The 11,747-nt window shown below is 75.7% G+C and carries 12 protein-coding genes; 7 read left to right on the top strand and 5 right to left on the bottom strand.

Annotation, left to right across the window (positions count from 1 at the left end; translation table 11 throughout):
* Window positions 1-100: 100 nt before the first annotated feature.
* The 3 genes from ACH4OA_RS04860 to ACH4OA_RS04850 are packed head-to-tail and all read right to left on the bottom strand — an operon-like array spanning window position 101 to window position 4,303.
* Entirely contained in the window at window positions 101-1,510 is a 1,410-nt protein-coding gene (locus tag ACH4OA_RS04860) for an O-antigen ligase family protein (protein WP_397967656.1), read from the bottom strand.
* Window positions 1,511-1,514: 4 nt separating this feature from the next.
* Window positions 1,515-2,936 (bottom strand): exopolysaccharide biosynthesis polyprenyl glycosylphosphotransferase, encoded by a 1,422-nt coding sequence (locus ACH4OA_RS04855; RefSeq protein ID WP_397967654.1) that lies wholly within the window; start codon window positions 2,934-2,936, stop codon window positions 1,515-1,517.
* A complete protein-coding gene (locus ACH4OA_RS04850) occupies window positions 2,933-4,303 on the bottom strand; it encodes a glycosyltransferase (RefSeq protein WP_397967652.1) in 1,371 nt (456 codons plus the stop codon). Before ACH4OA_RS04850 ends, ACH4OA_RS04855 begins: the two co-directional genes overlap by 4 nt.
* A 491-nt stretch (window positions 4,304-4,794) precedes the next feature.
* Between ACH4OA_RS04850 and ACH4OA_RS04845 the strand changes: the two genes are divergently transcribed.
* From ACH4OA_RS04845 to ACH4OA_RS04815, 7 genes are all read left to right on the top strand, one after another.
* Window positions 4,795-5,034, top strand: a complete 240-nt coding sequence (locus tag ACH4OA_RS04845; protein ID WP_397939754.1) for a chaplin — start codon at window positions 4,795-4,797, stop codon at window positions 5,032-5,034.
* A 172-nt stretch (window positions 5,035-5,206) separates the two neighbouring features.
* Entirely contained in the window at window positions 5,207-6,349 is a 1,143-nt protein-coding gene (locus tag ACH4OA_RS04840) for a hypothetical protein (RefSeq protein ID WP_397967650.1), read from the top strand.
* A 108-nt stretch (window positions 6,350-6,457) separates the two neighbouring features.
* Window positions 6,458-6,745 carry a hypothetical protein gene (locus ACH4OA_RS04835; protein ID WP_397967647.1) on the top strand — a complete coding sequence of 96 codons (288 nt, stop codon included), beginning with the start codon at window positions 6,458-6,460 and terminating at the stop codon, window positions 6,743-6,745.
* 200 nt (window positions 6,746-6,945) lie between these two features.
* On the top strand, window positions 6,946-7,449 hold the full coding sequence (locus ACH4OA_RS04830) for a DUF5949 family protein (RefSeq protein ID WP_397939757.1): 504 nt from the start codon (window positions 6,946-6,948) through the stop codon (window positions 7,447-7,449).
* Window positions 7,450-7,606: 157 nt separating this feature from the next.
* On the top strand, window positions 7,607-8,128 hold the full coding sequence (locus ACH4OA_RS04825) for a hypothetical protein (protein WP_397967646.1): 522 nt from the start codon (window positions 7,607-7,609) through the stop codon (window positions 8,126-8,128).
* A gap of 221 nt (window positions 8,129-8,349) precedes the next feature.
* Window positions 8,350-8,889, top strand: coding sequence for a tyrosinase family oxidase copper chaperone (locus ACH4OA_RS04820; protein WP_397939761.1), 540 nt, complete (start codon window positions 8,350-8,352; stop codon window positions 8,887-8,889).
* Window positions 8,873-9,739, top strand: coding sequence for a tyrosinase family protein (locus ACH4OA_RS04815; protein WP_397967645.1), 867 nt, complete (start codon window positions 8,873-8,875; stop codon window positions 9,737-9,739). Before ACH4OA_RS04820 ends, ACH4OA_RS04815 begins: the two co-directional genes overlap by 17 nt.
* 84 nt (window positions 9,740-9,823) lie before the next feature.
* Here ACH4OA_RS04815 and ACH4OA_RS04810 read toward each other — a convergent pair whose 3' ends face one another.
* Together ACH4OA_RS04810 and ACH4OA_RS04805 are read right to left on the bottom strand one after the other, a co-directional pair.
* On the bottom strand, window positions 9,824-10,132 hold the full coding sequence (locus ACH4OA_RS04810; RefSeq protein ID WP_397939765.1) for a chaplin: 309 nt from the start codon (window positions 10,130-10,132) through the stop codon (window positions 9,824-9,826).
* 598 nt (window positions 10,133-10,730) lie between these two features.
* A complete protein-coding gene (locus ACH4OA_RS04805; RefSeq protein ID WP_397967644.1) occupies window positions 10,731-11,690 on the bottom strand; it encodes a D-2-hydroxyacid dehydrogenase family protein in 960 nt (319 codons plus the stop codon).
* Window positions 11,691-11,747 lie beyond the last annotated feature (57 nt).

Genomic DNA, 11,747 nt, shown 5'->3' with positions numbered 1-11,747 from the left:
GCGGGTGCGGGAGGTGTCGGTTCGGGGGCGCGGTGGGGCGGGTGGACCGGTATGGGCGCGGGCACCTCGGGGCCCGGTGCCTCACCGGTCGTACGGCTCGTCATCGGCGGGCCGCCTTCCCGGTCGCCGTACCCGGTGCGGGGGCGAGCGCGGGCACCGGCGCGGGTGCCGGTGCCGGTGCCCGCCGGACCGGGACCGGGCGGTGCCCGTCCGGGCCGAGGCCGTCGCCGGCCAGCAGCGCCCACCAGGCTATCAGGCCGAAGCACACCGCCGTCAGCACGGTCGACGGGCCGCCGATGTCGGCGTACCCGAAGTCCACGAGCTGCCATACCAGCATCCCGCAGGCCACCAGCGCGCAGTCCAGGCGCCGGCCGCCGGCCGCCCGCGCCCGCCGCAGCCCGCGCAGCGCGCACACCAGCAGCGCCAGCCAGCCGCCCGCCAGGCACAGCAGCCCGACGAGCCCCTGCTCGCTCAGGACCAGCAGGTACATGTTGTGCGGGGACAGCAGCGGCTGCCGGCGGAACGCGGCGCCCGCGCCCTCGGTGTCGCTGCCCGAGGACAGCGCGAGCGAGGCGTGCCCGTCGCGGTACTCGGGGAACGCCTTCAGACCGACCCCGGTCAGCGGCCGGCCCCGCCACATGCCGGTGGCCGCCGCCCACATCGTGTACCGGTCGGTGACCGACTGGTCGGGTGCGTCGGCGACCCGGGTGATGCTGTCGATCCGCTCCCGCAGCATCGCCGTACCCACGCCCAGCCCGCCCACCAGCACCACGCCCGCGGCCACCGCGGCCACCGCGACCCGCACCGCCCGGCGCGGACCGGCCAGGAACAGCTGGACGGTGAGGGCGACCACGGTGGCGATCCAGGCGCCCCGGCTGAAGGACAGGGCGAGCGGCACCGCCAGGGCGAGCGCGCAGGCGACCGCGACCGCCCGCTCCCGGGCCGCGGACGGGCCCAGCGCCAGGCCCACCGCGCACACCAGCCCGAAGGACACCACCGTCGCCATGCCCATCACGTCCGTCACCCCGAACGTGCCGACCGCCCGGATGTCCTCGCCCTGGTAGGAGGCGCCGGTCCGGGTGACGTACTGGTGCACGCCGACCGCGCCCTGCCAGCCCGCGAGCGCCACGAACGACCAGGCCAGCAGCCGGAAGTCGGACCGGCCGCGGACGAGCAGCGCGACGGCGGCCGGGACCAGGACGAAGATCTGGAGGTAACGGCCCAGGCCGCTGATCCCGGCGTCGGGCGGCACCGCGTGCAGCGCGGCCGGCACCAGACCGGCCACCGGCAGCGCCAGGATCACCGCGGCGGCCGGGCGGAGCGGGCGGCGGCGCGCGCGCAGCAGCCGCACCGCGCAGTAGAGGACGACCAGCGCGGACAGCGCGTCGGCGGGACCGGCGCCGCCGTCGTCGCCGGGCGCGACCGGCAGCGCGAGCAGCGCCACCACGGCCACCACCGGCAGCACCGGGGAGAACCGCGCGGGGCGGGGGGCGGGCGGACAGAGGGCCATCGGGTCAGCTCCCCGTGGAGCGCACGAGCGCGGCGGCGGTGCGCAGCAGGATGCAGACGTCCTGCCACAGCGACCAGTTGTCGATGTACGCGTTGTCGAAGCGGGCCCGGTCCTCGATGGAGGTGTCCCCGCGCAGCCCGTGGACCTGGGCGAGCCCGGTGATGCCGGTCCGCATGCGGTGCCGGGCCGCGTAACCGGGATGGAGACGGCTGAACTGGGCGACGAAGTACGGCCGTTCGGGCCGCGGGCCGACCAGGCTCATATCGCCGCGGAAGACGTTCCACAGCTGGAGCAGCTCGTCCAGCGAGGTCTGCCGCAGCAGCCGGCAGAAGGGGCTCATCTGCCGCTCGCCGGCCACGCTCCACCGGGTGGCCGCCTCGTGCTCGTCGGCCGGGCGGTGGGTGCGGAACTTCAGCATCGTGAAGGGGCGGCCGTCCCGGCCGATCCGCTCCTGCCGGAACACCACCCCGGGCCCGCCGGTGAGCCGCAGCACGGTCGCGCACACCAGCAGCAGCGGGCTGACCAGTACCAGCAGCGCCCCGGACACCGCCACGTCCAGGAGCCGCTTGCCGGCCCGGCCGCGCCGCCCCCCGCCAGAGTCCAGGCGGCGCACGGCGAACCCGGCGAGCTGGTCGGGCGTCCCGTACGCCGGGCAGTCCGCGTCCACCTCCCACAGCGCGCAGCCCGACTCGGCGAGCGCCCGCAGCAGCGGAGCCCGCTCGGTGCGCACGTCCGGGTGGACGGTCAGCACCATCCGGACCCCGTCGCGGACGAGCGCCCGCTCCACCTCGTCACCGGTGCCGAGGACCGGCAGTCCGCCGGTGCCCTCCGGGTGCCCGGCGACCACGGCCACCGGCCGCACCCCGCAGCGCGGATGCCGCAGCAGCGCGGCGGCCACCCGCTGCGCGGTCGCGGCGGGCCCGATCACCAGGGCGGTACGCGGCTGCCGCAGCAGCGCGGCCCGGCGCCGCCAGTGCACCACGCCCCGGGCCAGACCGGCCGCCACCGAGTGCAGCGCACAGCCCAGCAGCAGGGTCCGGGCGGTCAGGGCGCGTCCCGGGTCGTAGGTGGCGAGCAGCGCGGCCAGCCCCAGCCAGGTCACCGCGATCCGCCCGCACACCGCGGGCAGTTCGTCGAGCAGCCCGGGCACCGGGCGGACGGAGCGCGGGCGCAGCAGCAGCGCGCCGGCCACCAGTGCGGCGACCGCCGCCGGCCGGCGGACGGCCTCCGCCAGCGCTGCCGCGCCCGCCAGCGCGGCGAGCAGGTCGGCGGCGAGCAGCGGCAGCGGCGCGGCGGACCGCGCGGGCGGCCGCCGCGACGGGAACGGGAAGCCGCCGGCGGGACGGGCGGGTACGACGGAGACGAGCGGGAGTCCGGAGGACCGCGGCTGCGCGCCGGGGGAGGGAACGGTGGTTTCCGTGGTCACGACTGCCTGGGCTCCCTGCGCTCGGCGGGCACGAGCCGCCCCGCCCCACCGCTCTCCGCCGGGCCCCGGCCGGACCGGTCCGGGGCGGGAACCGGGGGCGGGGGCGGAGGCGGGGCCGGGTGGTGGCCGGGCGGTGCCGAGGGGTGGTGGATGTGCGGTGTGCCGGAGGGGGTGGGCGGTGGGGCGGCGGTGAGGAGTTCGCGGTAGACGGCCGTGATCCGGGCGGCGGTGTGCCGTACGTCGTGCCGGGACACGACGTGCCGGCGGCCCTGGTCGCCGAGGGCCGCGCGCAGCGGTGGATCGGACAGCAGCCCGGTGATCGCCCGGGCCAGCGCGCCGGGGTCCGCCGGCGGCACCAGGCAGCGCGCGGCGAGCGCCGGCGGCAGGCTCTCCCGCGCGCCGTCGACATCGGTGAGGACGACGGGCCGGCCGCAGCCGAGCGCCTCCAGCGGGGCCAGCGCCATGCCCTCCCAGCGCGAGGGCAGCACCACCAGATCGGCGGCCCGGTACCAGGACACGACATCGGTGACCGCGCCGGTGAACTCCACCGAGGGGTGCGCCCGCCGCCGTAGCGCCTCGTGGTCCGGGCCGTCGCCGACCAGCACCAGGCGCGCCCGCGGCAGCGCGCGCACGACGGCGTCCCAGGCACACAGCAGCACGTCCTGGCCCTTCTGCCGGCATAGACGGCCCACGCAGACGACGAGGGGCCGCCGGTCCGGGCTTGCCTCGCCGGCGGTGCGGTGGCCGTCGCCGGTCCGGGCGGGATCACCGGGCTGCCCGGTCCCTGCGGGCGGAAGAGGAGCCGCGGGGACCGCCGGCGCAGGGGAGAAGCGGGTCGTGTCGATGCCGTTCGGGACGATCCGGTACGCGGCTCGTACCCCGGCGCGCAGGCCGGTCGCGCGCTCCGCCTCGCTGACGCACACCACCCGGTGCGCCCAGCGCGCGCCCCACCGCTCCCAGCGCAGGGCGAGCGCCGCGGGGAGTCCGCCGACCGCCTCGAAGGACCAGGCGTGCGGCTGGAACACGGTCGGGACGCGGCCGCGGACGGCGAGCCGCGCGGCCAGGCCGGCCTTGGCGCTGTGCGCGTGCACCAGTTCGGGCCGTACCTCGTCGAGCAGGCGTACGAGCCGCCGCACCTCGCCCGGCAGTCCGGGTCCCGGCGACCGGCCGGCCGGCCAGTCCCGCACCTCGGCGCCCAGTTCCCGCGCACCCGCGGCGAGCGCGCCGCCGGGACAGCCGACCGTGACCCGCAGGCCGGCCGCGAGCTGAGCCCGGGTCAGGTCGAGCACGACCCGGGCGACACCGCCGTCGACGGGCTGCGCGAGGTGCAGGACCCGGGGCCGGAAGGCGGAAGGTGGCTGGTGCATGCGCGGGTTACCTCGCTCACAGGCGCTCGGGACTGCGGTCGTGGACGCGCCCGGGGTTCCGGGCGCCCACGGCGGTGAAGAGCGCGCGGACCCACGCCGCGTCCGCGTGCCAAACGAGCCGGGAGCCCGGCGGGTCACCGCCAGGGCACGCAGCCGGGCCTGGATGGGCCAGCGCGTGGACACCACCGGGCGCGTCGGCGTAGGCCGTCGGCCGCCTGACCGGTACATCACCCGGTGCGCGGACCGTGGGGCGCGCTACGTCATTCGGAGGAGCGGCCGGGCCGCCCGATGCGACCGGCGCACGCGGGGAGGGCTGAGCACCGGGAGCGCGGACCCGGCCAGCCGACCAACCGTCAAGTGCGCCGCAATCGCCCGGATGTCCCCGCGTACGTCACCCCTTTGGCGGCACAACTCCCCGGCCGCGCCGCCCGTTGACACAGCGCCGGGTATCCCGCCCGGATGTCTGTGTCGATCCCAAGGAGCATTTCTCCATGTCGCGTATCGCGAAGGGCCTGGTCCTGACCTCCGCCGCCATGGCGGCCGTCGCCGGCGGTGCCGGTGTGGCCTCCGCCGACGCCGGTGCGGGCGCCGTCGCCGCCCACTCGCCGGGCGTGATCTCGGGCAACGTCATCCAGGTCCCGATTCACGTGCCGATCAACCTGTGCGGCAACACCATTGACATCATCGGCCTGCTGAACCCGGCCTTCGGCAACACCTGCGTCAACGACTGACGTCGGGACGCACCCCTTCGGCCGGCCGTCCGCCCCGCGCTCCTGCCGCTGGGCGGACGGCCGGTTTTCGCGCTCCCTCGGACGGATCACCCGGGGCGGACGAGCGGTTGCGGCACGCGATCGGTGAACAGACGGTGGGCTCAGGTCCCACTGTTCACCGAAAGGAACCCCCATGCGTGATCTGCCCGCCCGGCGTCTGGCGTCCACCGTCCTCTGCGCGTCCGTCCTGGTCGGGGTCACCGGCCCGGCGGCCCTCGCCGCCGACGCGGCCCGGGCGGACGGGCGCGCCGCGTCCGGGGCGTCCGTCCCGGCGGCGGCGAAGGAACGGCTGCTCACCCAGGCCAGAGCCCTGGCCGCCGCGAACCCCGCGCTGAACCCGGTCGTCGACCTGCTCGCCCGGTCGCTGGAGCAGGGCAGGCTCCCCGCCGCCGAGGCCGAGCGGCTCGGCGCGGCGGCGAAGGCGGCGATCGCCGGGGCGGCAGCGGAACGGAAGCGGGCCACACCGGCCGAGCCGGCGTCGCTCACGGCACCGGCGAAGCCCACGACGGCTTCCCCGGCAGCGGCGTCATCGGCCCCGGTGTCGCCTTCCGCGGCTTCCCCGACGCCCGCGGCGAAGCCGGGCACGCCCACCGCACCGGCGTCGGCCGCGAAGCCCGCCACGCCGACGACGGCGGCCAAGCCGGTAACGAAGCCGGCCGCGGCGACCCAGCCCGCGTCGCCCGCCAGGCCGGCTACGGCGACCCAGCCGGTGACCCCCGCCAAGCCCGCGACGCCGACCACGGCGGCGAAGCCCGCCGCACCCACCGCGCCCGCGTCCCCGACGGCACCCGCGAAGCCCGCCGCATCCACCAGCCCCGCCACGTCCGCGTCCCCCAGCGCACCGGCCACCTCCGCGTCCCCCACCGCTCCCGCGGGTTCCGGCGCCCCGCTGGCCCGCACCGCGCCGATGGCCGCGCGACACGCGCACCTTCGTGCGTCCCTGGCCGGCGACCCCATCACGGACGTGCTCTCCGCGCTGCGGACCGCGATCGACAATCTGGTGAAGGCGGTCACGGACGGCCTCGGCGATCTCCTGTCGCCCGCCACCGATGTGGTGTCCGGCCTGGACGACCTGCTGGACAAGGACCTCGGCACGGACCTGTTGGGTACGGACCTCACGGGCACGGACCTCCTGGACGACGCCGCGCCCACTCCCGGCGCCGCATCCCTGCCTTCCCTGCCCTCGCTGCCTTCTCTGCCTTCTCTGCCCTCTCTGCCTTCCTTGCCGTCGCTGCCCGCCCTCTCCGGGCAGGGGACCCAGCCGGCGATCGGCTGACGCGGGACGAAATCCACGCGCACGGCGGGGTTTCCGGCCGGGCCGGACATCGTTGAGCAGGGCGTCAGAAAACCCTGGGTGACGTGAGTTGCCGAAGAAAGGAACACGATGAAGTCCCTCAAGGCTGCCGCCGTTGTCGCCGGTTCCGTGGCCCTCGCCGGCGTCGCCGCACCCGCGTTCGCCTACGACGCCCAGCACCTGCCGCCCCTGAGCCTCAACGGCGGCCTCTCCCACCTCGCCGCCCACCCGCCCGCCCTCCAGGACCTGATGCCGGTCCGGCACCAGTCGGACGCCCTCGACACCGAGAACAAGGACTCCGTGCTGAACGGCGTCAAGGGCGCCACCACCTCGCTGAACCAGCCTGGACTGCTCGGCGGCCTGCCCCTGGGGCACTGACGCCCGGCTTACCGCCCCGCTTCCCGTCCGCGCCGGTGCCGCACACGCGCGGCACCGGCGCGGGCAGGTCCGCGACTGGCTCCCTCGATTTCCCTTGATTTCCCTCGGTTTCCCTCGATCGTGTGGCGCGCTCCCGGGCGCTGCTCCGGACGGGTGAGAAGCCGCCGGGCCGCACCACAGCCCGTCGGTATGGTCGCGCGGTGACCTCAGTACCCAGCGAAACCCGACCCTTCCGCGCCGCGGACATCGGCACGCTCGCGCTGCTCGCCTGGATGGCCAGGAACGAGGTGGGAGACGGCCGGACACCCTGTCTGCTCGCCTGCTCCCTCGGCGACGGCCCGGACGGCCCGGAGGCCGCGTCCGCCGCCGTGGCCCGGCTCCTGCACGACATGGGCCTGCCCGTGGGCGGCGAGCCCGTGGACGGTACGACCCGGCCGAGCCTGAAAGTCAGCATGCTGGTCGTCGCCGGCCAGATCGTCCTGCAGATGCCGCAGATCAACAGCCAGGTCACGCCGCCGGCGGAGTGGGTGCGGGCGGTGCAGGAACTCGGGTACGCCTACTTCATGTTCACCACCCGGATCTGCCCGTCGACGGCGCCCCGCCGACCGGTCGTGGGACAGGACCTGGCCCGGTTCGCCGGCTCCCCGGACACCACGAACGCCGCCGCGCACGTGTACCTGCCCGCGCGCGGCCTGCGCGCCTGACACCCCGCCGCACGGCCGGCCCGCTGCCCCGGCCGGCACCGCCCCTGCCGAGCCGACTATTACGGCACCCGGGGGAATTGCGACATGGGAGAGTTCTCCGCTCGTTACGCGGTACGGACGTCGAACTCCCGCACCTGTGAAAAGGACCGTGCCTGACATGAAGCCGATCACCCGAGGAACCCTTGCCGCCGTCGTGACGGGCGTCGCGGCCACCGTGGGGGCCGCCGGACCCGCCGCCGCGGCCGGCACGGTCCCCGTCACGCTGCCCCTGGGCGGCGTCTCCACGGCGCTCGGCATGGAGGTGCCCAGGCTCGGCGCCCAGCTGCCGCTGCCGACGCCCGGTGCCCCCGACGGGCCCCGGTACGTCACGGGCCGGCTCCTGCCCGCCCGGACCCTGCCCCAGGTGCCGGTGAACAGTGGCCTGCCCGGCCTGGACGCGACGGCCCCGCTGCCGCATCTCCTCGGCGACGGCGGCTTCGACCACCTCGGCGTGGACGCGCCCGGCGGCGACCTGCGCGCGCTCGCCCCCGGCCTGTCGGTGGACGCCCCGCTGACCGCGCCCGACGGCGGCCACTCCGGCCTCCCCGGCACCAAGCTGCCCCAGGCCGGCCTCCTCGCCCCGGTCCTCCAGACCGACGCCGACGGCACCCTGGGCACGGGCCCGGGCCCGGGCCGCTAACGGCGCCGGCCCGCAGCACCGCCGTAGCCACCGTGGCCGCCGTAGCCGCGGAATTCGCCGTACCCGCCGTATCCGCCGGGCGTCCGTCCCGCCCGGCCCGACCGCCCATCCGCCGTATCCGCTCCGCCTCCCGTACCCGCCGTATGGCTCTACGGCGGTGACCCCGCGCGCCCTCGACCGGTTAGCCGGTACGTACATCTGAACCCGGACGAGGAGCGGATATGGTCACCGGTGTCGGCGACATGGCGGTCGGTCCCGAGCAGCAGAGCGGAACGGGGGCGGCCAGACGCTCCCGCAGGGAGGTGGCGCGGGGGCTGCTGGCCTCCGCGGCGGCGCTGGCGCTGACGCCGGTCATCGCCGCCTCCCGGCCCGCGCCCCCGTCCGAGGGAGCCGGTGACGGCTCCTTCGACGAGACGTACCGGGGCCGCCGTATCCGGGGTGTCCCGGTGTCCGCGGCGGACCAGGCGGCGGTCGGCGCCGGGTGGCGGATCACCGTCGACGGCCGCCCGCTGCACCTGATGCGCCGCGCGGACGGCACCTGGCTGAGCATGATCGACCACTACACGTCGTACCGGACACCGCTGGAGGCGACCCGGGCGGCCGTGGACGAGATGGGGCCCGGCCGGCGGCTGCGCGACCCCATGCCGGGCCGGCCGGACGGATACGACGGCCCCGGCCGCCACGGGTTCGGCGGCGACGGGTCCGGCGCCTACCCGGGCGGTCTCACGCACCTGGGGGGACCGCATGGCGTACGTGCGTAAGAACGTCCGCGCCCTCACCGCCGGGGAGCGGCGGCGGCTCGTCGACGCGCTGCTGACGGTGAAGCGGCGCGGCGAGTACGACGAGTTCGTGCGGATGCACATCGACTACTACACCGCCGACGGCGAGAACGGGCTGCGCAGCGCCCATATGGCCCCGTCGTTCCTGCCCTGGCACCGCCGGTTCCTGCTGGAGCTGGAACGGGCCCTGCGCCGGGTCGACTCCTCGGTGACGGTGCCGTACTGGGACTGGACCCGGGACCGTACGACGAACTCCGTGCCGTGGACGGCGGACCTGCTCGGCGGGAACGGGCGGCGATCCGACCGGCAGGTGATGACCGGCCCGTTCGCCTACGCGGCGGGCCACTGGATCATCAAGGAGGGCGTGACCGACGGCAGGTTCCTCACCCGGGACCTGGGCCGCGCGGCCGCGCCCATCCAGCTGCCCACCAAGAGCGAGCTGCAGTGGGCGCTCGACGATCCCGTCTACGACGCGGCGCCCTGGGACTCGACCGTCCGCAAGGGCTTCCGCAACAAGCTGGAGGGCTGGGGGAGCGGCAGCGGCAGCGCCTCCTGGCGCAACCACAACCGGGTGCACCGCTGGGTCGGCGGTGTGATGCTCGGCGGCGCGTCCGTCAACGACCCGGTGTTCTGGCTGCACCACGCCTTCATCGACCTGCAGTGGTACCGCTGGCAGCGGGCGCACCGCAGTCACCGCTATCTCCCGGCCGAGCCGCCCCGGGCCGGCGACGCCCAGCGCGGCCGGGTCGTCGCCCGGCACCAGAAGCTGCCGCCGTGGGACGAGACCCCGGACCGGCTGGAGGACATGAGCCGGATCTACCGTTACGCGTGACCCGCCTCATCGGGGTGACCGGCGTGAACGGCACGAGCCCCGGCGCTCGGAGTGCCGGGGCTCGTGCCTGGGTGTGCGGTCGGCTCAGTGGCCGTAACCGTCGTCGTTGTGACCGGGGCCGGCGTTGCCGGGCTTGCCGGGCTTCTCGTGGCCACCGTCGTTGACGCAGGCGTTGCCGAACGCCGGGTTCAGCAGCCCGATGATGTCGATGGTGTTGCCGCAGACGTTGACCGGGATGTGGATCGGGACCTGGATGACGTTGCCGGACAGGACGCCCGGGGAGCCGACGGCTGCGGCGCCGGCGCCGGCGTCGGCCAGGGCCAGCCCGGCCCCGCTCATCATCACGGCACCGGTGCCGATGGCGACAGCGGTTGCCTTCGCGATGCGAGACATCACGTTCTCCTTTGTAGCTCGGGGGAAGCACGCCGGCAGACCAGCCGCCGCACTCCCCGTTCAACGGCGGCACGCGAAGCGGGTCACGGTGATCAGCAAGGGATCACCCTTTCATCGGCAGCGCTCACCGGAGTGCCGCACCACCGGCTGTCCACGAACGCCCGGTGAAGCCGTCCACCTGGCTTCCGGGCAGGGACGTGGATGAGCCCCGGGGACACGGAGGGTGCCACCGCCGAAGTGCTCTCGTGCGGGGGAGCGGGGGAGATCCGGCTGGTGCGGTTGCCGACCGGGCCGCGGGCCGCTGGACCGGCCGGGACAGGGACGGCCGGGGCCGGGTGCCGGCCGCCGACCGGGCGGCCGCGATACGGGCGGCCGCGACATGGACGTCCGTCACAGGGGCGCCCTCCACACGGACACCCTCCACACGGACACCCTCCACACGGACACCCGCCACACGGACGCCCGGGGCCGGGAGCCGGCCACCGACCGGGGGCCGCGACACGGGGGCCGCGACACGAGGGGCCGCGAGATGGGGGGCCGCGAGACGGACCGCCGAGATATGGCCGCCCGGGGCCGGCCGCCGGCCGCCTGACGGACGTCAGGGCAGCAGTCGTAGCGGCGAGCCCGCCAGATAGGCCTGGATGTCCTCCACGGCCTGGCCGTAGTACGTCGTGTAGTTCGCGTGGGAGACGTAGCCGAGGTGGGGGGTGGCGAGGAGGCGGGGCGCGGTGCGCATCGGGTGGCCGGCGGGCAGTGGCTCGGTGTCGAAGACGTCGATGCCGGCGCCGGCGATCCGGCCCGCGTGCAGCGCGGCCAGCAGCGCGTCCTGGTCGACGATGGCCGCGCGGGAGGTGTTGACCAGATAGGCGGTCGGCTTCATCAGGGCTAGTTCGGCGGCACCGACGAGACCGCGGGTGCGGTCGCCGAGGGCCAGGTGGACGGAGACGAAGTCGCTCTCCGCGAGCAGTTGCTCCTTGGAGGCGGCCAGTTCCACGCCGGTCTCCTCGGCGCGCTCCCGGGTGAGGTTCCGGCTCCACGCGCCGACCCGCATCCCGAAGGCGAGCCCGACCTGCGCGACCCGGGCGCCGATCTTCCCGAGCCCGAGCAGTCCCAGCCGGCGGCCGTGCAGATCGGCGCCGACGGTGGACTGCCAGGGTCCTACGGCGCGCAGGGCGTTGTTCTCCTGGACGATCCCGCGGGCGAGCCCGAGCAGCAGCGCCCAGGTCAGCTCGACCGGCGGGGTGCTCGAACTCGCCGTACCGCACACGGTGACGCCGTGCGCCTGGGCGGCGGCGTAGTCGATGACGCTGTTGCGCATCCCGGAGGCGATGAGCAGTTTCAGCCGGGGCAGCCGGGCGATCAGGGACCCGGGGAAGGGGACGCGCTCGCGCAGGGTGACGATGATGTCGAACTCGGCGAGGGCCGCGGCGAGGGCCTCCTCACCGTCGAGGTGCTCGCGCAGCGCGACCACCTCCACCCGGTCATCGAGGACCGACCAGTCGGCCGACTCGAGGGCCACCCCTTGGAAGTCATCCAGCACCGCACAGCGAAGTCGCATGTCATCTCCCTCCCGGGAAGGACTCTAACGACCGCGCACAGCACGCCCCCACCCGAG

It is taken from the genome of Streptomyces sp. NPDC017095, assembly GCF_044332325.1.
In the GTDB taxonomy this organism is placed as follows: Bacteria; Actinomycetota; Actinomycetes; order Streptomycetales; family Streptomycetaceae; genus Streptomyces.
This window is presented reverse-complemented; position numbering and strand designations above follow the sequence as displayed.